21 protein-coding genes and 1 pseudogene are annotated in these 23,397 nt (G+C 58.7%); 8 read left to right on the top strand and 14 right to left on the bottom strand.

From position 1 onward, the window contains the following. Positions 1-27: 27 nt before the first annotated feature. The 3 genes from art_RS16610 to art_RS16600 form a co-directional block, all read right to left on the bottom strand. Positions 28-393 (bottom strand): hypothetical protein, encoded by a 366-nt coding sequence (locus art_RS16610; RefSeq protein WP_038466636.1) that lies wholly within the window; start codon positions 391-393, stop codon positions 28-30. Continuing rightward, positions 394-753, bottom strand: coding sequence for a J domain-containing protein (locus art_RS23370; RefSeq protein ID WP_157875326.1), 360 nt, complete (start codon positions 751-753; stop codon positions 394-396). It lies immediately after the preceding gene. A gap of 320 nt (positions 754-1,073) precedes the next feature. Further along, a complete protein-coding gene (locus tag art_RS16600) occupies positions 1,074-1,496 on the bottom strand; it encodes an Hsp20/alpha crystallin family protein (protein WP_038466633.1) in 423 nt (140 codons plus the stop codon). A 185-nt stretch (positions 1,497-1,681) separates the two neighbouring features. Here art_RS16600 and art_RS16595 point away from each other — a divergent pair, with 185 nt between their 5' ends. Next, positions 1,682-2,032, top strand: coding sequence for a MerR family transcriptional regulator (locus tag art_RS16595; RefSeq protein WP_216699552.1), 351 nt, complete (start codon positions 1,682-1,684; stop codon positions 2,030-2,032). Between the two features lie 784 nt (positions 2,033-2,816). On the opposite strand, the pseudogene art_RS16590 reads toward art_RS16595, so the two are convergent. From art_RS16590 to art_RS16580, 3 genes and pseudogenes are all read right to left on the bottom strand, one after another. Further along, positions 2,817-3,433: pseudogene (locus art_RS16590) on the bottom strand (recombinase family protein). Between the two features lie 639 nt (positions 3,434-4,072). After that, entirely contained in the window at positions 4,073-4,801 is a 729-nt protein-coding gene (locus art_RS16585) for a TetR/AcrR family transcriptional regulator (protein WP_253901389.1), read from the bottom strand. A gap of 316 nt (positions 4,802-5,117) precedes the next feature. Further along, positions 5,118-6,344 (bottom strand): ABC transporter substrate-binding protein, encoded by a 1,227-nt coding sequence (locus tag art_RS16580; protein ID WP_157875325.1) that lies wholly within the window; start codon positions 6,342-6,344, stop codon positions 5,118-5,120. 70 nt (positions 6,345-6,414) lie between these two features. Here art_RS16580 and art_RS16575 point away from each other — a divergent pair, with 70 nt between their 5' ends. The 3 genes from art_RS16575 to art_RS16565 all read left to right on the top strand — a co-directional run bounded on the left by art_RS16575 (position 6,415) and on the right by art_RS16565 (position 10,113). Then, positions 6,415-7,395: a branched-chain amino acid ABC transporter permease gene (locus art_RS16575; RefSeq protein WP_162182069.1), complete on the top strand. Its 981-nt coding sequence runs from the start codon at positions 6,415-6,417 to the stop codon at positions 7,393-7,395. 91 nt (positions 7,396-7,486) lie between these two features. After that, positions 7,487-9,367, top strand: a complete 1,881-nt coding sequence (locus art_RS16570) for an ATP-binding cassette domain-containing protein (protein WP_038466624.1) — start codon at positions 7,487-7,489, stop codon at positions 9,365-9,367. After that, a complete protein-coding gene (locus tag art_RS16565; RefSeq protein ID WP_038466621.1) occupies positions 9,364-10,113 on the top strand; it encodes an ABC transporter ATP-binding protein in 750 nt (249 codons plus the stop codon). Before art_RS16570 ends, art_RS16565 begins: the two co-directional genes overlap by 4 nt. A 693-nt stretch (positions 10,114-10,806) precedes the next feature. On the opposite strand, the gene art_RS16560 is transcribed toward art_RS16565, so the two are convergent. From art_RS16560 to art_RS16540, 5 genes are read right to left on the bottom strand one after another with little or no spacing between them, the layout of a single operon-like run. After that, positions 10,807-11,292, bottom strand: coding sequence for a MaoC family dehydratase (locus art_RS16560; RefSeq protein ID WP_038466618.1), 486 nt, complete (start codon positions 11,290-11,292; stop codon positions 10,807-10,809). Between the two features lie 41 nt (positions 11,293-11,333). Continuing rightward, complete coding sequence (locus art_RS16555) at positions 11,334-12,200, bottom strand: CoA ester lyase (RefSeq protein ID WP_038466616.1); 867 nt, start codon at positions 12,198-12,200, stop codon at positions 11,334-11,336. Next, positions 12,197-13,960 (bottom strand): acetyl-CoA carboxylase biotin carboxylase subunit, encoded by a 1,764-nt coding sequence (locus art_RS16550; protein ID WP_038466613.1) that lies wholly within the window; start codon positions 13,958-13,960, stop codon positions 12,197-12,199. The genes art_RS16555 and art_RS16550 overlap by 4 nt, the downstream gene beginning before the upstream one ends. A 28-nt stretch (positions 13,961-13,988) precedes the next feature. Next, positions 13,989-14,810 carry a fumarylacetoacetate hydrolase family protein gene (locus tag art_RS16545; protein WP_038470694.1) on the bottom strand — a complete coding sequence of 274 codons (822 nt, stop codon included), beginning with the start codon at positions 14,808-14,810 and terminating at the stop codon, positions 13,989-13,991. Next, positions 14,807-16,342 (bottom strand): class I adenylate-forming enzyme family protein, encoded by a 1,536-nt coding sequence (locus art_RS16540; RefSeq protein ID WP_038466610.1) that lies wholly within the window; start codon positions 16,340-16,342, stop codon positions 14,807-14,809. The genes art_RS16545 and art_RS16540 overlap by 4 nt, the downstream gene beginning before the upstream one ends. Before the next feature lie 403 nt (positions 16,343-16,745). Between art_RS16540 and art_RS16530 the strand changes: the two genes are divergently transcribed. Then, entirely contained in the window at positions 16,746-18,098 is a 1,353-nt protein-coding gene (locus art_RS16530; protein WP_157875323.1) for an MFS transporter, read from the top strand. 120 nt (positions 18,099-18,218) lie between these two features. Here art_RS16530 and art_RS16525 read toward each other — a convergent pair whose 3' ends face one another. Next, positions 18,219-18,881: a TetR/AcrR family transcriptional regulator gene (locus art_RS16525; RefSeq protein WP_253901388.1), complete on the bottom strand. Its 663-nt coding sequence runs from the start codon at positions 18,879-18,881 to the stop codon at positions 18,219-18,221. 112 nt (positions 18,882-18,993) lie between these two features. Between art_RS16525 and art_RS16520 the strand changes: the two genes are divergently transcribed. The 3 genes from art_RS16520 to art_RS16510 are packed head-to-tail and all read left to right on the top strand — an operon-like array spanning position 18,994 to position 21,947. Then, entirely contained in the window at positions 18,994-20,103 is a 1,110-nt protein-coding gene (locus art_RS16520) for an alkene reductase (RefSeq protein ID WP_216699551.1), read from the top strand. Positions 20,104-20,161: 58 nt separating this feature from the next. Next, a complete protein-coding gene (locus tag art_RS16515; protein ID WP_038466600.1) occupies positions 20,162-20,920 on the top strand; it encodes an SDR family NAD(P)-dependent oxidoreductase in 759 nt (252 codons plus the stop codon). Beyond that, positions 20,910-21,947 (top strand): MBL fold metallo-hydrolase, encoded by a 1,038-nt coding sequence (locus tag art_RS16510; protein ID WP_038466597.1) that lies wholly within the window; start codon positions 20,910-20,912, stop codon positions 21,945-21,947. Before art_RS16515 ends, art_RS16510 begins: the two co-directional genes overlap by 11 nt. Before the next feature lie 6 nt (positions 21,948-21,953). Here art_RS16510 and art_RS16505 read toward each other — a convergent pair whose 3' ends face one another. Both art_RS16505 and art_RS16500 read right to left on the bottom strand, forming a co-directional pair. Continuing rightward, positions 21,954-22,457, bottom strand: a complete 504-nt coding sequence (locus tag art_RS16505; RefSeq protein ID WP_038466594.1) for a nuclear transport factor 2 family protein — start codon at positions 22,455-22,457, stop codon at positions 21,954-21,956. Beyond that, on the bottom strand, positions 22,454-23,377 hold the full coding sequence (locus art_RS16500) for a DMT family transporter (RefSeq protein WP_038466591.1): 924 nt from the start codon (positions 23,375-23,377) through the stop codon (positions 22,454-22,456). Before art_RS16500 ends, art_RS16505 begins: the two co-directional genes overlap by 4 nt. Between the last annotated feature and the right edge of the window lie 20 nt (positions 23,378-23,397).

Raw genomic sequence — 23,397 nt, 5'->3', positions numbered from 1 at the left:
TGGGGGTTTCGGCTAGGCGATGGAGACCTAGTCGGGTCCGTAGATGAAGGTTTTGGCGTGCTCCACTGCTTTTTTGAAGGCGTCGTTGCGCAGGGTGATGTGGTCGCTTTGTTGGGTTTCAATGTAGTCCGTGATTCCTGGCCGCAAGAGCCAGATGTCACCGGCTGGCGGGAGGTAGAACAGGGCGAAGGAGCGGTGTCTGTCATCCTCGGCCCATACCGGGACGACGGCCAGCGCGGCCCCCGTATCGACGTTGATCCACTGAGCCCGGGGCATGGGTTGTTCGTGTAGTTCCGGGTCAAGAAACGGAGCCGTGCCCTTTCCCCAGCGCTGCTCGAAGCGTTCATGGAACGCCGGCAACAAGAGAGAATCGTACCGCCGCCATGCACTCATCTAAATGCACCTCCTTACAGGTGGTTCCCACCAAAGCGGACCGACGATGATCGCCGGCTGAACAAAAGAAGTTGCCGGCCTGGACACCGGGGCCCTAGCGGAAGGGCCGGGACCGGACGCAGCCCCTGCCAGTTGACGGTCATAGAGAGCCCTTTGGACCGGATCGGCCAATACGGCGTGGGCATCCATAATCTCCTGCAGCAGCTCACGCTCGCGGCGGGCATGCGCCGGCGTGGCCGTCACAGGGGCGGTGTCCGGGTGATGGCGGCGCAACAGGGACCTGTACGCGCGCCCGACATCACCGGTAGTGGCGTCCGGGGCCAGGTGCAGAACCGCATAGAAATCCGGCGCAGCCGTCACGACGTCCCTCACTTCCTCTCAACTGCCAACGGTCCCTGACATCGACACCGCCCGCTGCGCCTGTGATCGTGGATGAAACCGATGGTCCCCGGCACCACTGAGCCGGGGACCATCGGTGCGGGAGGTAGGGCCAACAACCTCCACCTAATTTGCGTGTTGGGTGCTGTGGCGTGCCGCACCGGCTACCGTCTGGTTCGATTTCTTGGGCCCCCGCGACCCTGCCCCCGGCCCGGAAAATAATTGCCTTTCCTCGTCCGTAGCCTTCCAATCAAGTATCGCCCTGAGGCGTTGCTCACTAACTGGCGGGGCGCCGTCACCGATCAGGAGTTGATGGCCTGCTGGTCCCCTTCCTTGGTGGTGATCTCGATCTTGCGAGGCTTGGCCTGTTCCGCCACCGGAATGCGCAGCCCGAGCACGCCGTTGTCGTAACTGGCCTGGATATTCTGTGTGTCCAGGTTCTCACCCAGGACCAACTGGCGGCTGAACACCCCGCGTGGACGCTCGGCGGCGAGCATCTCCTTGTCCCCGTCCAGGGCCGGACGTTCGGCCCGCACGGTGACCACATTGCGTTCCACATCCAGATTGATCGAATCCGGGCTCACCCCTGGCAGGTCAAACTCAACCTCGAAGATGTCCCCCTCACGCCAAGCATCCATCGACATCGCTGCCGGGCGTGCCGCAGTCCCCAGCACCTGCGCGGCGAGCCGGTCGAGTTCACGGAACGGGTCTGTACGCATCAACATGGCTTTCTCTCTCCTTCACAACACCACTGGATCTCAGTGTCACTTGTTGCCATCTTCACTTTTTAATCTCCACCACAACCTGTTGCGGCGGGCATAGATTTTTTATAACACAACTGCCACACTGGTGCAAGAAGTCAATTCGTCGGCCCTAAAATTTCCAAGATAAAGGAAGGCTGCGCAGCATTGTGGTCCAGGATCCGCAGGCACGCGGGGTGTACGCGATCTCCGTCGCGGCCGAACTCGTAGGGACCGGCCAGCAAAACCTTCGCCTCTACGAACGCAAGGGACTCCTGGAACCGGGATGCACCGAAGGCGGCACGCGCCGCTACAGCGAGGAGGACCTGGTGACCCTGCGACGGATCGCAGAACTCCTCGCCCAGGGACTCAACCTCTCCGGCATCAGCCTGGTCCTGTCCCTGGAAACCGAAAACACGGCCCTCAAAAACGAACTCACACACCACCGCGCCCGAACCAGCACGCAAAGACGCCCCCGGGCCGACACTAACGCTGATACCCGCGGCCCTCCACAGACCTAAAACCACCTGGATCTGGGGCCGGCGGGCAAAAGGGCAGGATCTGCTAGTAGCCCAGACGCGAGGAAGAGACCGGCACCAATCACTAGAACAGACGACTTCGATCAAGTGCGGCTGCACCATTGCGAGCCACAAGATGGGTTGCGTGCCGACCTCAAAAGGCGGTCAAACTCAGACACTCAGAGTCGACTTGACGAGATCTCAGAGTATGGCTATATTTTTTCTCGTGAGAAAAAGAGAACGGAAGTTCCCCCGCCCACAATAGTTGTAGTTGCTTGTCCAAGGGGGAAGCACCGTTGCAGTAATAAACCGTTGCAGTAATAACTGGTCGTCGACAGCTTGAGACGACCAAAGCAACACCAGCAGTACCGGACCGTCAAGCAGTAGGAGGCGGACACTGCAACACCAGCAGCACTCGGTCGTCGGACATCTTGAGACGACCAAAGCAACACCAGCAGTACCAGTAATTCCTGGTCGTCGACAGCTTGAGATAACCAGAGCAACACCAGTAGTACCGGACCGTCAAGTAGGAGGAGGCGGACACTGCGACACCAGCAGTATCTGGTCCTCGGACAGCTTGAGACGACCAGCGCAACACCAGTAACACGCGGCGGGCAAGTTGAGAGCATTTCTATGCACTCCTTGCCCGCCCCTCCCGCTCGGGTCTGCTTGTCGGCATAAAAATGGGTTCGCCGTAGAAACGGCATAGATCGTACAGCAGGTTCAAGCGGTCATCGCAAAACCTTGTCAATGGAAGTCACCCAGAGCCTTGCGGGGAATCCCCTTACTACGAGGGCATGAAACCGCCGGTTCTGACCCATTCTCGGGCGTCGAGGTCGGCCATGCAGCGGTAGAGGGTGGCTCCGGACATGCCCAGGTCGCGGGCCACGTGGGTGGCCGGCTGTCCGGCGTGGATGAAGCGGCGTGCGTTTGCGATCTGACTGTCAGTGAAGGCCGGGCGCCTCCCACCGAGGTCGTGGGCTGCGGCTCGGCACCTGGTCACGAAGTCGGTGACACGTTCGCGTTTGATCTCCAGCTCCATTAGGGCCAAGGCCGCCATGACGGTCAAGACCATGGACCCCATCGGGGTACCGGTGTCCACGTTCCCGCCTCCCAAGTTCAGCACGCACAAGTTAACGTTCCGGCTGCGGAGCTGTTCGGATAAGCCGAGCATGTTCACGGTGGATCGGCCCAAGCTGTCCAAGCGGTGATGACCAGGGTGTCCACCTCGTCCAGAGCGCCCTACGCCCTGTCGAGGGCCGGCCGGGAGGCCAGCGCTCCGCTGACCCCGTGGTCGACGTACAGGTCATCCCGCCGCACCCCAGCCGTGACCAGGTGCGCTTGCTGCCGGTCGGTGGATTACTGCCTGGTTGAAACGCGTGCGTAGACGATCAGGTTCTTCATATCCCTGCTCCAATGCGTTTCGTAACCAACGATGAGTACACTGATTCAGCCAGAAGCCTGTGAGGCATGGTTACGAGAATCACCGGCGACAAGCCAGCGTGCATAATTCCGCGGAAACGAGCACCTTGTGTCATGGTGACCACCGGGGCGGTAAGACGTCTCGCATCCTTAGGGTTGTGAGGCACGGGCCTTAAAAGACCTTGCGGCAAGCTAGCTGGCAACATCAGCTCGGGATAGCAGCAATCCAGTCACCTAGGCTCGTTCGGATTCGAACCGAAACTGCTCAGTGGGATAGACACTCAAAATTGCCAGCTCCAAGACAAGCAGAAGACTACCGCCCCTGGTCAGAGCCAAGTTCACCACATGTCACATATCAACGCTTTTCAACGTTTATATCCCCGCTGTCCCGTCAGGGGTCGATTTCGAGCTGCCAATAAGCTGTTTTGACCTTTTTCTGCATAGTGCACTTGCAACAATAAGTGATACTAAATACTCTCCACTTTGCACTGATTAGGATGAGTTTTGTATGACGGGGTGGGAAGTCCCTGCCGACGGCTAAACGGCCTCCAGCATTGCCAGTTCATCACCCATGCTGTGCCTGTCATTCTACTCTTGAATGAATCCCGGTCGGAGACTGTTTTAGTCTGATGTTGAACCGGAACTCATGCTCGTGTCAACCCGATCATCCGCATCAGCAACACCCAATTCCCGCAGGGCGAGTTTCGTGTAAATGGAGATGATTGCGCTCATATCAAGCCGCCCGCCAGGCTTGTACCACCCTGCAATATGGGTGGCTTGGGCAACGATGCTGTAGGTGTGGATACGCGGGTCCAACACGACCGCCAACTGCGCTTGGCCTCCTTCGACTATCAGCGACTGGATGATGTGTTCGTACTCTCGACGTTTTTCAATCACGACCTCACGCGCATCGGATGGCAGGGAACGCAGTTCAGCATTTCCAATGAAAACTTCTTGGGCACGCTCAGCATGGAATCGAATGTGGCAATCCAGAACCCTCCGCAGTTTCTCGATGGGGTCACCGGGTCCTGCAAGTGCCTCCTGTTGAAGCACCAACAGATCATCGATAATGCCGCCCATTATTTGAAGCAGTAGATGTTCCTTGCTTTCAATGTGGTTGTACAGGCTCCCCACTTTCAACCCAACAGCAGCCGCAACTTGCCGCAAGGATGTGGCGTCGTAGCCGCGCTCAAAGAACAGCTTTGCAGCCTCTTCCCGTATTGCTTGAGCAGTGCCACGTTCTGCGACTACTGTCATCTTCACCATCCCCTTTTTCGAGCCAACATTTCTCCACATCACCACGAAACGGGTGAAACTCCAGACCACCCCACCAATCGAGGAGCTTGACAATATCTCAACACTGCCATTTATAATCCTGGCAAACAAGCGATTGTGAGGTCGTTCGCCACCAGACGCCTAGTTCCCAACCAGAACAAGAACTGCACCCTTCCCCGCGAGCCAGATAAGCGCCGCGGCGAGTGCCTGAACCATCGAACACCGGTTCTCGCAACACGGAAATCCCGGACCAACAAAGAGGAAGGACGCATTTTGCAATGACCGGTTTGGCTTGCCCAGCTCCGCGTTAGGGCACTTTAGGCCGGGCTCCACTTTGACAGGAAGCCCGGCCCAAAATATTGGATCAACCCTCGATCACGCCCTTAACTGGTCAGTAGGCGTGATCGATGACGAACTTGCCGTCCTTGACACTCAACACGGCCAGACCGGCCAATGACTTGGATCCGTGATAATCAGGGGTGAATGTATAGATGGCGTTGACCCCGACGACGTCCTTGACGTTGTTTTCCAACGCATCCCGAATTGATTTTCGAGCCGCATCCAAGTTGCCCGGATCGACCTTGCCAGCCTTGATGGCGTGTTCAAGAAGGATCGCACCGTCCCAGCCATTGGCAGCGTACTGGCCAGGCGGGGTGCCATGTTTGGCTGTGAAGTCCTTGACCAACTTTTGGGTGATGTCATACTGCGGATCATCCTTGGCCATGGAGTCGGCCGCCAGGACCTTAGACCCTTCCAACAGGGTCCCTTCTGCAGCTGCCCCAGAATTTTCAATGTATGCCTGGGAGCCGGCCCCCGGAGAATGAAAGAGCACTGGTTTGAATTTGATGGACGCTGCACTCTTTGCCACGATGGCATTCGCCGGATTGACAGCCCAAACAAGGACGACGTCAGGATTGTTGGCACCAAGCTTGTTCAGTTGCGCTGTGACGTCCGTATCGGTGGCATTGAACGATTCCTTGCCAACAACCTTGAGCCCTGCATCGGCTGCCAGCGCGTCGACGCTGGCCACAGGATCTTGTCCATATGCGTCGTTGGTTGACAGGAGCGCCACATTGTTCCAGCCACGTTCCTTGGCAAGGGCGAGCTGCGCAGTCAAGGAGCTTCCCGTATCCGTGTACTGCTTGAAAATATAGGTAGCCTTATCTGCTGGCTGAACAATCTTGTTGGACGAAGCCAATGCAATGACCGGCACTTTCAATGATGCAGAAAAAGCTTGAAGGGCAATCGACTCGCCGCTGGAGCTGGGTCCCAACACCGCGTGAACTTTCTCCTGGGTCGCCAATTTTCGCAACTGGTTGACTGCCGTGCCCTCGTCACTGCCGCTGTCCAGGACTGTCAGTTCAACTTTCTTGCCGTCGATCCCGCCAGCCGCATTGACCTGTTCGAAGTACAGTTCAATGGCCTGTCGCTCCGGTTCACCCAGCGCAGCATAACTGCCGGTGAGCCCAACCAACACGCCAACTTTGAATGTCCCGCCGCTCTCCGACCCTGCTGATTCCGCGTTTCCGCAGCTGGTGGTCAGCGCAACGGCCCCGATGGCGACCGCGGCAGCGATCCCTCGCGTAAAAACACGCCTGCTGACAATTTTCTGATTCATGATTTGGTTCCTTTCGATGTCCGACGGCTTTGTCGGCAGTGTGATCACCGGGCAAAACACTCATTGACATGTGCGCTTAATCACCCTTAGAGTCATTCAAACGAACAAGCGTTTGTATGTCAAGGTATTTCTTGTCGGGGAACTCCTTGTAAATCAGAAAATCAACGAATCGGAGCCCAAGTTGGAAAGTATGCTACAGCTGCTCTTCACGGCAATGTCGACGGGAGCTATCTACGGGGCGATGGGAATTGGCTTTGTCGTCATTCACCGAATGACCGGGATGGTCAACTTCGCGCAAGGTGACATCGCCGTAACCGGAGCATTTGGTGCTGTTGTCGCCTCTGCCGTGATGCCTCCACTGGCAGCCATTCTCGTCGGCGCAATTTGTGCGGCCATCATCAGCGTGGTGATGTACCACCTAGCGATCCGTCCCTTGCGCCGACAAGGACTGCTTGTACAAACCATCGTCACCCTCGGGGTTGGAATTGCGCTTCGATCCGCTCTGCAACTGATCTTCGGGACGGGCCCTAGGCAATTCGACCCCATCACCCAAGGACCATCCCTGAGCGTCGGGGGTGCAGCCATCCCTCTGCAGTCTCTCTGGGTCATTGCCATCACAGTGGTGGCCTACCTGATCCTCACCATATTTTTCAACAGGACAGTGACCGGCAAGGCACTCAGCGCCTGCGCGGTCAACCCTTATGCCGCCGGCGTCGTCGGCATCAGCCTCACCGTGATGGCGACCGTGGCCTTTGCCCTTTCCGGGGCCATCAGTGGTGCCGTTTTGGCCACACAGGTACCCACATCCTTCATCACCGTGGGCGCCGGGTTCGCGTTGGGACTCAAAGGCTTCATTGCAGCCATACTCGGTGGATTCGACAAACTTGGTCTCACACTGATCGGTGGTGTGATCATCGCGGCCGTGGAAACATTTGCCGCAATGAATATCTCAACGACGCATTCCGAAACCATAGTCTTTGCCTTGTTGATCCTGCTGCTCATCGTTCGTCCCCAGGGCCTGACTCGAAAGCTGGTGAGCGACCGTGTCTAATACACAGGCTCCAACCAAAAGCACTGCAAAAAACTCACCATTTTCCCGCCCATGGGCGGGGCCGCTCGGTCCTGTAGCGTGGACCATCGCCGTGCTTGCGCTCGGTTTCACTCTCAGCGACTACATCGCCGGGGTGGGCGCCACAGTGGGAATCATGGCCTTGCTGGCCCTCGGCATGGTCCTTGTGACAGGGTATGCAGGCCAGTTCTCGCTAGCCGTTGGCGCATTCTACGGAATAGGCGCATACGCAAGTGCACTGCTGACAGCCAACTTCGGCGTGTCTGGCCTGCTGGCGATAATTGTCGGTGCCACACTGGCAGCCATGGTCGCCTATGCATTGGGCCGGCCGATATTCCGCTTGCGTGGGCACTTCTTGGCGATGGCCACCTTGGCCCTCACAGAGGGTTTTTTCCTTCTGGTCAATAATTTTTCATTCACTGGAGCTTCCTCCGGGCTCGCAGTTGAGCCCCTGAACTTCTTCGGCCGCGAGTTGGTGAACACCAATGAGTTCTTCATTCTCAACTGGGTTCTCGTGGGACTCGTTGTGTGGGGATGCCTCAAGTTGAGCAAGGGCCGTGAAGGGCGAGCTCTGAAAGCCATTCGTGGACATGAAGCTGCCGCTGCTTCGGCCGGCATCGACATCGCTTCCTCCAAGACGCGCATCTTCACGGCGTCGGCGATTGTTTCCAGCATCGGCGGTTCTCTTTACGCCCATCAAGTGATGTACGTCAATCCGCCGCCATTCGGAGCATCCACAGCCATTGATGTTCTGGTTATTGCTGTTCTGGGCGGCTTGCGCACGCCCTGGGGTGCAGTTGTGGGCGCCATCGGGTTGGAAGTATTGAACCAATTTATCGAGGCCACATTGCCCAGCCTGCTCGGGTCAGCCGCAGTCGGGGCTGGACAAACCTTATTCCTTGGCTTGCTCCTCGTCATCATCCTGGTAGCCCGGCCCGATGGAATAGCAGGGGCAGTCGGAGCGCTTGCCCGACGGCTGCATAAGCGCAAAAGCCCACCTCCCTTACTCACTGAACCCGAGGACGAAGACGGCGCTACAAGCATGTCCGAACTACGCCGACGGCACGACAGCGAACATGCGGCTGCCCAGCGTGCGGACTTGGTCCCCGTACTGGAAGCCCGCCACGTCATCAAAAAGTTCGGCGGAGTTACTGCCGTGCACGATATCTCTCTGACCATCGGCGCCGGTGAAGTGCTGGCCGTCATCGGACCCAACGGCGCTGGCAAATCAACCCTTGTCAACCTGTTGTCAGGAAATCTTCCAGTCACAGGAGGGTCTGTCATTCTTGACGGGGAAGACGTCACAGGCATGCCTGCATTCAAGGTTGCCCGCCACGGTTTGGCAAGGACTTTCCAAACCCCCTGCCTCTTTGAAGACATGGACGTTGCAGCTACGGTAAAAGTCGGGGCACACCTTCGTGGGAAGGTCGGCATGGCCCGTTCAGCCCTGCCGACTCCAGGCGCTGTAAAGGAAGAACATCGACTCGACGAAGAAGCCGGCATCATTCTGCGCCGTCTTGGTTTGGCTCACCTGGCACACCTGGATGCCAAGAACCTTTCCATGGGTCAGCAAAAGCGCATCGAGATCGCCCGGGCCTTGGCCGGCCAGCCAAAGGTCATTTTGCTTGACGAACCGTGCGCCGGACTCAACAAGGCTGAAAAGAAGACACTCATGCGGTTGCTTCGCCAGCTGGCCGCAGAAGGCCTTGGTGTGCTGGTTATCGAACACGACATGGAGTTTGTGATGGCCAGCGCCGACCGAGTCCATGTCATCAACTTTGGCGAGACCCTGAGCGAAGGTTCTCCCTCTGAAGTCCAAGCCGATCCCGCGGTCATCGCCGCTTACCTCGGTGTGGCCCGAGAAGAAACCATACGCGAGGCAGAGGACGACACAACCAAGAGCGGGAGCCAGCCGGAGCGCCCGGCCACCGGAAAGGCAGGAGTGCAGGCATGAACACGGCACTAAAAGTAAGCAACCTTAACTTCGCCTACGGGCGCACCAAAGTCCTCCACGACGTGTCGTTCCAGGTGGAGGACGGGGAAATCGTCACCATCATCGGACCCAACGGCGCAGGAAAAAGCACCCTTCTGAATGTCATTGCACGCTCGCACAAACTCCGAAATGGAACAGTTGCGATCGCTGGCAAGGATACCGGGAGAATGTCACAGGCCACGGTCGTCAAACAGGGCTGTGTACTCGTCCCCGAAGGGCGGCAAGTCTTTTTCTCCTTATCAGTTCAAGACAACCTCGTTCTGGGCGGCTACACATCACGTCACCGTGGGAACGCCAAGGAATTGCAAGATCGAATCTTCGAAATATTCCCGCGGTTACTCGAACGACGCGGACAACTGGCAGGCACCCTAAGTGGTGGCGAGCAGCAAATGCTGGCCATTGGACGAGCGATGATGAGCGACCCGTCAATTTTGCTCCTGGACGAGCCCAGCCTGGGTCTGGCACCGCAAATCACGGCCCGCATCATGGACGTTCTCGGTGACCTGCGGCGCGAATCCGGACTGACGGTTGTGCTGGTGGAGCAGAACGCCCACGCGGCGCTGGGCCTGGCCGACCGCGGCTACGTACTCAACGCTGGTCGCATTGTGCTGGAAGGCACCAGCCAACAACTGCGCGAGGACAAGACGATCCAGCACATCTACCTCGGCGCCTCCCCTGACAGCGAGGCAGAGCTTCCACAATCGTAGCGAGGCACGACATACAGGAATGGGGCCTCCTCGAACATCAATGTTCGCGGAGGCCCCATTCCCATTTGCCAGACCTGTGGTGAATTGCTGGACCGTTTGCCGTGGTCAACTGTGAAGTGCTTCGTCGGTGGCATGGCCAGCTGGGAGGTTTCATTAAACGGCGAGCTCAGTCCCGCACCATCCCCGACCAAACGAATGCCCCGCTAGGGTTCCGGCGAGGCGATGAGACCCTGGCTATTCGTAATGTCGGAAGGCATTGAGGATTCGACCCCTTCATCCCTTCCAGTGTCCAGCAGTCCGGCTATCCAACAGTCGTGGAATCCTGGATGGCCTGCAACCGTTGTTCGAAATGGGCAGCAGGTAGATTCTCTTCTGCCCATTCTTTGCCAGTGTCCGGGACAGATCCTTGTGGCAAAAGGAGTTTTGGTGAGCGCATTATTTGACGATACAGCTACCTCGGGACCTGACGATGTGCGAGCGTGAATGCCCCGCCAGGAAGTTCTTGGCGGGGCATTCTTCGTCCATATGGAGCTTGATTCGCGTGCCTGGCGCGTTGTTTCTCGCGGCACACATCGCTGACTTACGAGGTTTTTTGACCTGCAGACCGGTCAGCTGAAGCAGTCGACCGTTGCGTCGCAAACTGTCGTACCGTCCGCTGCTTTTCGACACGGGCCGCACGGCAATGCACTTTGGCTACTGGCTGGAAGAAGCCGCCACGTCAGCTTGCTGGCCGGCACGGCGGAGCATCAAGGCAGTCCGGCGAACCACACATACCAGTTCGCCGTCCTGGTTGTAGCCGCGGTGTTCGATGCCGACGATTCCTGTCTCCGGGCGGGACTTGGATTCCCGCTTGTCGAGGGCCTCAGTTTCAACACGCAAAGTGTCTCCGAAGAATACAGGTTTGGGGAATTCGATGTCCCGGAAACCAAGATTTCCAAGCGTGGTGCCCAGGGTCGTTTCCTGAACTGGGATTCCGGTGACCAGGCCAAGGGTAAAGATGCTGTTGACGATCTGGCGCCCGAACATGCTCTTCTTGGCGAATTCGGTATCCAGATGGAGCGGTTGGACGTTCATGGTGAGCGAAGTAATGAGCAGGTTGTCCGTTTCTGTGACGGTGCGGGTTACCTCGTGCTTGATGACTTCTCCAACGGTGAAGTCTTCGTAATACATTCCGGCCATGACTGGCCTCCTTTGCTTGCGTTCGTCAGTGGTTAATGCGGTTAGGCATTGGCGAGGGCCAAGGCCTCGCGTGCATGGTTGGCATGTGCCAGATCAATATGGTCACCGCGGTAAGAGACGGCCCCGTGTCCGTTGCGCTGGCCTTCCTCGAAGGCCTCTATCAGACCCTCGTAGTAGTCCTTCAAAGTCTCGTTCAGGCCGTATTCCTCGTTCGCAATGGAAGCGTGCGAAGGGTGGATGAGCACCTGCCCGGTGTAACCCAGCCCGCTGTTGTCCTGCGCGAAGGTGCGCATACCATCGAGGTTTCGGACCTCCTGCCAGAGACCAAGAACTATGGTGCGGATGCCGGCGGCGCGCGCGGCAACCACCACCTTGCTGCGCAGGTATAGCGTCTCTACGCCCGCGGCAGTCCATCGGAAGCCGACCTCCCTCGAGACGTCCGCGTCCTTGGCCGCTGCCGCCATGACACCGCCAACCCGCGGGCCCGCAAGAATTTCGTCCACTTTGCTGATGGACGCTGCGGTTTCAAGTGACGGCACCAGTTCTACGGTTCCGCGATCAATACCGTGGTCCAGCTCTGCAGCAGTGACCAGGGCGTCGAAACGGACCACATCGTCACGGGAGAACAGTTTGGGCAGGAGGAAAGCTGTCAGGTTTTGGTGCGTCACCATGGCTATGTCGCGACCAAAGAACACTGTGTCCAACGCGTTGGGACGGATCAGTATCCCCTTCGAACCGTCGTGTGCTTCGAGAGCTTCGACTGCGTTGCTGCGCGCCAATGCCTTGTCCTGTGAGGGTACGGAATCTTCAAGATCGATGATGATAGCATCGGCGTCGGAATTCAACGCCTTGTCGATCCAGTCCCGTTTATGGCCTGGCACAAAGAGGAGCGAGCGGAAAGGCTTCATGCTGCGTCCTCCGCTGTGACCGTAGTCAGCAAGGTACCTGCGGCCAATGACTCGCCAAGGCCTGCGGCAATCTCCCCAACAACACCAGTCATGGGTGCGGCGATGGGATTCTCCATCTTCATGGCTTCGAGAACGAACATCACATCACCCTTGGCGATCTTCTGGCCCGGTTCTACGTTGATCTTGACGATGGTTCCCTGCATTGGAGCCTTCACGGTTCCGTCGCTAATGACCTCGCGCTTCGCGCGGGCCTTCCGCGTACGCCCCACTGCGGTTGCGGAGTCATTTGATGAGGAGTCTGCGGCAAGAGTGGGCGCTGCAGCGCCATATCCGCCAGCTGACCCGTAATCGCTGAAAGTGGGAATGATGAAGAATCGTCCACCGACTTCTACGTTGGCGCGGTCCACAGGTTCTGCTTCAGTGAAGTCAACTGTTTCCTCCAGCCATAGGGTGCTGAATCGCAGCTCCTGAAAATCCGGGTGGGAAACAATAATCTTGGCGGCGGGGACGGTGGTGGACAGGCCCTCAATCTGAAGCCGATCCAAACCATCCAGGAGGCGTTTGATGGCAGTGTCACGGTCAGGGCCGTAGGCGATGAGCTTGCCGATCAGGCTGTCATAGAGCGGCAATACCGTATCACCTGATTCGTAGCCGGCGTCGAAGCGAAGGCCTTCACCTTCCGGTGCCCGCAGCACATCAACAGGTCCGGGCGAGGGCACGAAGCGGCCCTCGGCAACGTCTTCGGCATTGATGCGGGCCTCGATTGCTACACCCTTGGGCCGCAGGTTGTCCATGATGGAGAGCTTTTCACCGGCTGCCACCCGGATTTGCTCAGCAATCAGGTCCACACCGTGCACCATTTCCGTGACGGGGTGCTCCACCTGGATTCGGGTGTTCATTTCCAGGAAGTAGAATTTGTCGTCTTCGACCATGAATTCAACGGTTCCGGCCCCCACATAGCCCACTTCTCGGGCCAGCCGTACCGCTGACTCGCCCATTGCCTCGCGCAGCGCATCGCTCAGGCCAGGTGCCGGGGACTCCTCGATCAGCTTCTGATGGCGCCGCTGCACCGAGCAGTCGCGGTCACCGATGTAGACGACGTTTCCGTGTGTGTCAGCGAAGATCTGAACCTCGACGTGCCGCGCACGGGTGAGGTAGCGCTCGAGGTAAACTTCGCCGTTCCCGAAAGCTGCTGTGGCTTCCCGCACGGCGGCGGCAAAGGCTTCCTCGGCTTGGGCTGCGGAGTCGATGCGGCGCATGCCGCGTCCGCCGCCGCCGGCCGAAGCCTTAACCAGCACGGGATATCCGTGTTCGGTGCCGAACGCCTCGACGGCTGCCGCGCTGGCAATGGCCCCGTTGGTGCCTGGAGCCAGTGGAACCTGAACGCGCGCCGCGACCTCACGGGCTGCCACCTTGCCACCCATCGTGGCTATGGCATGCGCGGAGGGGCCTATGAAGGTCAGGCCTGCGGCCGCAATGGCCTCTGCGAACTGCGGGTTTTCCGAGAGGAATCCGTAACCCGGGTGGATCGCCTGGGCGCCCGAATCCAGGGCGGCTGCGATGATCTTGGGGATATTGAGGTAGTTCTCGCTGGCCGGGCCATCTCCGAGGTCTACGGCGGTGTCCGCCACCCGGACGTGCAGGGAACCGGCATCCGCGCTCGAATGAACGGCTACTGATTCGATGCCCAGGGCGCGGCAGCTGCGGGCGACCCGAACGGAGATTTCGCCTCGATTGGCGATGAGGATCTTGGTGAACATGAGTGTCCTTAGTACTAGGGCTGGAATTTCAGCGCAGGATGCAGGTGTTGCGGCATTCGCCAATGCCAGAGATCGACGTGGTGACGACACTGCCATCGGTGAGGAATTCCTTCGGGTTGAGGCCGTCGCCGACGCCCCCGGGGGTCCCGGTGAGAATCACGTCGCCGGGATTCAGCGTGGTGACAGCTGAGATGTAGCGAACTAGTTCGACGGGGCCAAATACCAGATCCGCCGTGTCGGCCAGTTGTTTGCCGGATCCATCTACGGAGCAGGAGATACTGAGCCCAGGCGCGCTGCCTGACTCGTCAGCCGTGAGCAGGTACGGTCCCAGCGGCGTGGTGTCGTCAAAGGTTTTGCCTTGCAGCCACTGCGTTGTCCTGCGTTGGAAGTCGCGGGCAGAGATGTCGTTTGCAACCGTGAATCCTGCGATGGCTGCCGCGGCTTCTTCGTCCGTGGCATGTGAGACGCGGCTGCCGATCACCACGGCGAGCTCGGCTTCCCAATCAACAGCCACTGAGCCGGGCGGCAGGACAATAGGGTCATATGCACCAACCAGCGCGTCAGCGAACTTGGCAAAAAGGGTGGGGTAGGGCGGCAGTTCTCGGCCCATCTCCAGAATATGTTCGCGGTAGTTCAAGCCAACACAAACAATCTTTCCGGGCAAGGTGACCAGCGGCGCAAAGTCAGCCTTTTCCGCCGGAAGGCGCGCGCCGCCGTCGTACTGGCGCACGTCCGGCGACCCGGCACGCAGCCAGTCCCCCACGTCCACAAACGGCAGCAAAATCAAGGATCCCTCATCCTCGAGCGCGGCAGATGTGCCGCCTTCAATACGTACTGTTGCAAGTTTCATGCGCCCCACCCTAGACTTGATTTGAGCTGTGACTTGACGAGCTTTCCGGCCGCGGACCGCGGCAGCTGGTCGGCTCCCATGAAAACGATCTTCTTGGGTATTTTGTATCCGGCCAGGTGGCCCCGCAAGAATGTTGAGAGGTCCTCGGAGCTTGCGTTGGTTCCGTTTCGTAGGACGACGACGGCACGTACCTCTTCGTCCCACTTCAGGTCCGGGACCCCCATAACCACGGCCTCGAGGATGGCCGGGTGCATGTAGAGCGTTTGTTCAATTTCCGCCGAATAGACGTTTTCGCCTCCGGTCTTGATCATTTCCTTGAGCCGGTCGCGGAAGAAGTAGTAGCCACGGTCATCTTGCACTGCAAGGTCTCCGGTATGCAGCCAACCGCCGCGGAACGCATCAGCCGTAGCCTCAGGTCGGCCGTAATAGCCAGTCATCAATGAAGGCCCCCTGACACAGATCTCGCCGAGCTCGCCGGGGGCGACCAGCTCGCCGGACGGGTTCTGCAGCTGAGCTTCTGCCAGCAGGTACTCGGTCCCGATGGATCCGTCCACAGCTGGATCCAGCATGTCCTCAGGCCTGAGCCTGGTGACCATGGGACCAGCTTCGGTGAGACCGTACCTGTAGTACAACCCGGCTCCGGGCAACAGGTCGGTAAATTGCTGCTTGTCCGGCATTCGCAACAAGCCCGCCCCGGTATGGACGGCCTTGAGGTGGGTCTGGATGGCCGGATCCGCGAAGACGCCGGTCTCCATGAGCCGGCGCATCATGTTCGGAATGAGGAAGGTATTGGTGATCCGTTCCCGTCCCACAAGGTCCACCACAATTTCATCACTAAACTTTTCGGCGATGACGCTGGTGGCACCCGCGATGAAGTGCGGGACCAGCCAGCACAGCAAGGCAGCCGAGTGGAACAATGGGGTAACGATCAGGCCGCGCTCCTCGCGCCGGCTGCCCACTCCACAGTCATACATTTCATTGAAAGCATTGGCTGCGGCTGCACGGTGCGAGATGACAACACCCTTCGGCGTTCCCGTGCTCCCACCGGTGTAGATGATGCAGAGCGGGCTGTCGAGGGTGGTGATGTCGTCCAATGGGCCCGAGCCGGTGCGCATGGCTTCGACGCCTGCGCCTTGCACCACCAGCCGCGGCAGCTCATCCTCAGTCCGGCCAAGGATCTCCAACGCCTCTTCGGCATTGGGAACCATTCGGTCTTCGACGAGGATGATCTTGGCCCCGGTCTCTTTGATGCCCACGGCAAGCTCTGCGGGCGCCCACCGCCAGTTATAGGCCACATACGTGCCTCCAGCGGCTGCGACGGCAAAGAAGGCTTCCGCGTTGAAGACAGAGTTACCTGCCAGAACACCAACACTGTCCCCTGCCTGGATGCCTGCATCGCGCAGACCACGTCCCAGGCCCCATGCGCTTTCCGCAAGCTCCCCAAAGGTCAGTCGGCTGGCGCCGTCAACAACGGCCTCACGCGTCGGATAGCGTCGGTGGTTGAGTCTGATCCACTCACCAATCGTTCGCACTGTTCACTCCTCAGTCGGGCGGATGTGGGCCGTTTCTTCTCGGACGCCACCAAACTTATTCTTCAACGAACAAGCGTTTGTTCGAAAGCCTAACGTGACTTGGCTCATCCCGCAAGATCAAGGGTGGACTCCTTTAAATCCTCCCACCGCGCAGGCATATTCAGCTAAGCGTGTCCATGTAGCCCTCTTGCTACCTCCAGAAAGAAGCGCCTCTTGCGTGCGATGCGCATCACAACCTAGACTGCGTACAAACGCTTGTTCATGTGAATGGGCAGTGATCTCCCAACAGCCCGCAGGGCCTCGGCCATCTCAAAGAAGAGGAACCGGCGACTACCATGAGTCGCCTGCACGAGGACTGCCGGCAAATGCCCCTCCCTTTCCAACACTTCAAGGAGTATTTCCAGTGTCAGAATTGACGAAGCCTGTTCAACAGCTTCCATCCAAGCAGGGTGAAGCCCCATCCTTTGATCCAAAGACGGCTCGAACGGCCGTAGTGAGCGGAACTTTTGGCACGGCCTTGGAGTGGTTTGATTTCGCCGTCTATGGCACACTCTCGGCAACTCTTTTTCCGCAACTTTTCTTTCCCAGTTTTGACGAAAACACGGCCATTCTTGCCTCATTTGCCACCTTCGGGGCCGGCATGGTCGCCCGCCCCTTCGGCGGGGTCGTGTTCGGTGCGCTCGGCGATAAGATCGGGCGCCGCAATATTCTGATGTTCACCCTCGTACTTATGGGCGCAGCTTCAGTCTTGATTGGCCTCCTTCCCACTTACGCCATGGTGGGGATCCTTGCACCAACGCTCCTAGTTGTTCTGCGTTTCCTTCAAGGATTTGCCCTTGGCGGCGAAGCAACCGGCGTCCAGGTCTTGGTTGTCGAACATGCACCTACAGCCCGCAGAGGTTTGTATGGAGGAATTCTTGCCACGGGGTCACCTCTCGCTCAAACTTTCGCTTCATTAACGCTCACCGGCCTGGCGTTATTCCTCTCAGATGAAGCATTTGCCTCATGGGGATGGCGCATTCCTTTCCTGATGGGTGTTTTGCTACTCATCGTGGGTGTTTTCATCCGTCGCCGGGTCGAAGAAACCCCCGCATTCAAGGAGAACCAGAAAAAGGCTGCCGAATCAGCGATCCCGCAGGAACGTGCACTGTCAGTGATCGCGAAAAAGCCCGGAACTGTTATCAAGCTGGTCTTGTCTTGGGCAGCGTCAGCAGGCCTATTCTGGATCAGCGTGACGTATGCCGTAAATTACCTAACGAAGGAGCTCGGATACGACAACTCCATCACCTTCGGACTCATGCTCATCGCCAACATCGTCTCCATTCCGGCAGCGCTATTTGGTGGGAAGCTGAGTGACCGGATCGGCCGCAAGAAGACATTCTTGCTTGGATTAACCTTGCAGGGCATCGCGGCCGCTTCCATGTTCCCGATTATGAACTCGATGAACTACCCGGCCAGTGTTGCGATCATCGCGACTGCGCTGTGTGGCATTCAGATCGCAGCAGGAACTCAGGCCGCCTTCTTCTCGGAATCACTTCCGACCAGCATGCGTTACACCGGATCGGCCCTCGGCATGACGCTGGCGGGCTTGATCTTTGGTGCACCCATCCCATTCATCGCTGCATGGATTTTCCAGAACACAGACAACGGAACACTGGCCCTGACAGCTATCGCCCTGGGGCTCGTCTTGATCTCCGTTATCGCGACTTTGACACTACCCGAGCGCTTTAAACAGTCACTTCACGAAGAGCAGTAAGGGCCAACCTCGGACCCCGGTCTGAGTATTAAAGACCCCGGGACTAATGGCGAAACGCCCGGCTGGAGGATCCAGCCGGGCGTTTCGCTTGACGACAATGAGGAACTGGCCCCGAATTGATTAGAGCCGGCCGCCAATCGGTCCCACGCGTTCATCTGCGTCGACAACTTTCAGCTCCCGAAGAGCCAACCGCGTGTAGATCCGGACGATGTCGTTAAGCGAATACCGGCCACCCTGCTTGAACCAGCCGGCAATATGAGTCGCTTGGGCCACGAAGCTGTACACGTGAATCTTGGCGTCAATGATGTCCGCGAGGTCGTCGTTACCAGCTTCGGCTACCAACTTTTCCAGGAACAGTTCATAGTCTGTCCGCTTCTTAATAACCAGCTCACGCGCGTCTTGTGGCAGCGACCGCAGCTCAGCATTGCCAATGAAGACCTCTTGTGCCCGCTCGGCATGGAAGGTGATGTGCTCGGCAAGGGCCGCCTGGAGCAGGTCTACGCTGTCCCCTCCCTTGGCGGCAGCAACAGCGTCCTGGACGCGCTCAAGAAGGTCATCAATGATGCCCCCCATGATTTGTTGAAGAAGATGCTCCTTGCTGTCGATGTGGTTGTAGAGACTGCCAACTTTCAACCCGGCAGAAGAGGCCACCTGCCTCAGCGTTGTGGCGTCATACCCCCGCTCGAAGAAGAGCTTTGCGGCGCCTTCCCTAATATTCTGAGCCGTGTTTCGTTCAGGCCGCACAGTCATACCATCACACCTTTTCAACATTTCATTCGCCATTTTCTCTATCCTAACAAGCGTCCGCTCGGGGCCGGCAGCCATTGACATCACGAAGAACTTCAAATAAGTTCTAAGAAACGTACAAGCGCTTGTTAGTGGAGGGAAGATTGCCTTGAAATCAGGGAGTCAATTGTTCAACGGCATCGACATCGGCGGGCAGCAGCTTATGAATCGCATCGTCCTGCCTCCGTTGACCCGAAGCCGTGCAACAGATGACGGCATGCCCACGCCTCTGATGGAGGAGTACTACCGGCAACGTGCCGGTGCCGGGCTGGTGATCAGCGAAGGAACGGTCATCACGCCCCAAGCCTCGGCCTACGCGCGGGTTCCTGGGCTCTACTCGGCCGAACAAGTGGCGGCTTGGCGTCCCGTGGTCAGGGCAGCCCATCATGAGGGTGCTGTCGTGTACGCCCAGCTGTGGCATGTAGGCCGCCAATCTCATTCCAGTGTCCAGCCGGACGCTCTTCCCCCGCTGGCCCCATCACCGGTCCGAATTACCGGTTACCAGTACCGCAGCGCCACGGGAAGAATTCCGTACGAGACTCCGCGCGAACTAACGGTGGCGGAGATCGCCGGGATCGTCGAGGCCTATGGGACGGCTGCACGGAACGCTATCAGCGCAGGATTCGACGGCATCGAACTGCATGCCGCCAATGGTTATCTGATCGACCAGTTTCTGAACGACGGGTCCAACCATAGAACCGACAACTACGGCGGCTCCATCGCAAACAGGACACGGTTCCTTCACGAGGTCATTCAGGAGATCGCACGGCACCTCCCGATGGAGCGCATCGGGGTCCGACTTTCACCGTCATCGGACTGGATGGACGCCCACGATTCAGACAAACTCACACTCTATTCCACCGTCATCCGCCAACTCAATGGCCTCAACCTCGCCTATCTGCACCTCGTGGAGCCGGAGATCGCCGGCTCCACGACGGTGGATCGCCCTGCCGACTCGATCCCCACCGAGAAACTCGCAGCATTGTTTGATGGCGTCGTCATTGTCACTGGTGGACATGACCAAGCATCCGCAGAGCGGCTCCTGGCCGACGGAACAGCGGATCTGGTGGGGTTCGGCAGGTTGTTCATCGCCAACCCCGATCTTCCGCATCGGTTCCGCACACAGGCACCGCTGGAGCCCTTGCGCCTATCAGGAATCTACGGCGGCGGTCCGGAAGGTTACACAGACTACCCTTCTCTGGCTACCAGCAATACCTAAGCACCAGCCGGCCAGTGCAGACCCGCACCGACATAATCTATTGCAGGAGACACCGCAAATGACTACAACTCCCCTCACCGTCCTGGTCACTGGAGCGGGCGGTGGCATGTGCCGCGGTATCAACGCACGCCTCGCCGGCTCCGGGCACACCATCGTGTGCGTGGATCTGAATGCTCAGGCCAGCGAAGCGGCTGCCCAAACCATTCGAGACGACGGCGGCAAAGCCTATTCCTTCGCCGCCGACGTCGCTGAAGAGTCCGCCGTCGAGAATCTGAGGGCCGAGGTCACCTCGACGGTGGGGCCGGTGCATGCACTGGTCAACGCGGCAGGGATCCTTGACCGCAAGTTTCTCGCCGACAGCAACGCGGAGTCCTTTCGCCGCGCCTTGGACGTCAACCTCGTGGGACCGTTCAACCTCATCAAGGCCTTTTCTCCGGGCATGATCGAAGCTGGTTGGGGACGGATCGTCAACATCGCCTCGATCGCCGGGACCACCGGCTATCCCTACCCCAGCTATGCATCGTCCAAGGCTGGCCTCACCAACTTGACCCGATCCCTTCTGGAAGACTTTTGGGGCACCGGAATCACCATCAACTCAATCTGCCCCGGCGTAGTCAACACCCCAATGGTGATCCAGGAAGTCCGTGACCAAGTTCGGCGCCGCGTGCCCACACAAAACATCATCGAGCCAGCGGAGATCGGCGCCATGATCGCCTATCTGTTGACCGATGAAGCACGCAACGTCAACGGCGCCGAACTTTTGATCGACGGCGGCGCCACGCAACTCTTCTCACTGTTCAACAATCATGCGGAATAGCTCCGTCACGATCACAGGAACGGCCCAGCGGGAAGCCTGGCAACGCCGCATTCTCCCTCCGGCGGAGGAGGTCTCCGCCGGCATTGACAGCGTGCCGGTGGTATTTCCTGGAAATCCGATGCGCTACACACTGAGCTACGTGCTGCACGACGGCGACGAATGTGTGGTGGTCGATCCCGGATTCGATAGCGACGAAGGACATCGCCAGCTCCTGTCGGCCCTGGCACACCTGGATATTGGGCCCAACGAAATCACCGGCATTGTCGCCACGCATTTTCACTCCGACCATCTGGGCATGGCGGCCCGGCTGGCCAGGGACTCGGGTGCATGGATCGCACTGGGGAAAAACGAGCGCAGGAACATCTCCGTGTTCGAGGACGCCCATGAAGAGTCAGCACTTGACCGTGCGCGGATGCTGGCCTGGGGCGTGCCGGAAGCGCGAGCGGCCGAAGCCGCCATGAGCCCTCAGGGACTTCTGGATTTGCGCAGGCTGCCGGACCCCGACCGGAGACTGGGCGACGCTGACATCCTCTCCGTCGCTGGGCGCAACTGGCGCGTCATGGAGACGCCAGGGCACACTCCAGGGCATATCTGCCTGTGGGATCACGACGGTGAACTGGTGCTCACGGGGGACCACATTCTTCCACGCATTTCCCCCAACGTTTCCCTCGAAATCCGCGGGGATACCGATCCTCTTAGGAACAACATCGAGTCCCTGCGGCGGATCAGTGGCAACGACCGGTACGAGGCCTGCCCCGCCCACGAATACAGGTTCCAGGGCGTTGGCGGCCGGGCAAGGCAGCTCGAAGTGCACATTGAAGAACGTTCACGCGAGGTATTGGATGTCCTGAGCGCCGGTGCCTCCACAGTGCATGAGGTCGCCCGTCAGCTCACGTGGTCACGGGGATGGGAATCATTGGGCGGGCTTCAGTTCCGTCTCGCGCTGAGCGAGACGGCTGCCCACATCCGGTATCTGGCCACATCTGACATCCATGCCGGCGTCCCGGGGCTGACCCCGGGACGTTAGATTGCGCTAGGCCCCGGGTATCCAGTCGGGGTCCGGTGCAATCAGGTCCTGCATTGGGCGGTGCACCGGTTCACCCACCAGCAGATCGATCCTTGTCCTGACAAGCCGCATGGTCGCAATGCGCCAAACCCCGTTAAGCGGCCGGTATTCCTCCTCATAGAAGCCATAGCCGCGGATTCCATAGAGTCCAGGGATCGTGGCGCCCCGATATGCCCGGCTGTCGCCTGGCCAGATCAAATAGTCATGCATCGACCAGATCCCGTGGATGCAGTCATAGCCCATGGGCGCCAGCCGGGGCATAAACCCTTGGTGAACTGATTCGACACCTTGAAGATGCTCCGAGACACCACTGACGAATTCATCAGCATTGCCGCTGTCAAAGGGAAAACCACCGAACGTGGCATCGGCATGGAACAGAGATCTCAGATTCGACCAGCGTTTGGCATCCAGGTGCCTGAAATAGTCGGCCTTCAGGTTCCTGATGTCGTCAAAATCTTCCGGTCCAATCACTTGGCAGCCTCTTTCTTCATGACAAGGGTTTGCTGAAGCGCCCCAGAACCTGACTGTCCCAGAACAATCCCGCCGATAACCACGCCGGCACCAATGATCTGGTTCCAACTGATTTCCTCCCGGAGCACCAGCGCGCCCAGCGCTACACCCACCAGAGGCGTAATATAGGCGACTGTCGAAGCCGCGGTGGCACCCCACTGTGCAATGATCTGGAAGTTCCAGACATAAGCGAGGCCAGTACTGACTATGCCAAGCAGCAGCATGCCAATAATCACCGGTACCGTTATCGAAACTGGCCCCGTGGCAATGAACGGAGCAAGAACCAGCATCATCAGCGCCGCTAGAAGCATCTGCACGGCAGGAACGCCAATGGGATCGGCCCCGTAAGCAGACACGTATTTCTTCGTGTACGAAAAGACAATGCCGAAGCAGAGCACGGCACCTAGACACGCCAACTGTCCCCAGAGATCGATGGCGCCGGCTGAATAAAAGCGCCATGGTGAGAGCACTACAAGGATCCCCACGGCGCCAATCACGATGCCGCTGGCCTTCCGTAGAGTCACCTTTTCCTGGCGCAGCGCCACAGCCGTAACCACTGCCGTGGCCAGCGGCGTGCCTGAATTGAGAACGCTGGAGAGTCCGCTGGGGATACGTTCAGCCGCCCACGCAAATAGCAGAAACGGCAGAACACAGCCGATTCCAGCGGTTACCGCCAGATGCAGCCAGAGTTTGGGGTGCCGAGGCCATGCACGCCGAGTCAGGACTAAGAGCAGGCAAAGCGTCAGCGCACCCAAGCCAAGCCTCCCCAACACGACCTGCCCGGGCGAAAGTCCTCCCACCGCAAGCTTCATCATCAGGAAGCTGGAGCCCCAGGCTAGCCCGAGCATGCAAAAACGAATCACCATTCCAACTCGGGTCATGCCTGGAATCCTTCCTAGTG

Origin of the sequence: Arthrobacter sp. PAMC 25486, assembly GCF_000785535.1 — a bacterium.
In the GTDB taxonomy this organism is placed as follows: Bacteria; Actinomycetota; Actinomycetes; order Actinomycetales; family Micrococcaceae; genus Specibacter.
This window is presented reverse-complemented; position numbering and strand designations above follow the sequence as displayed.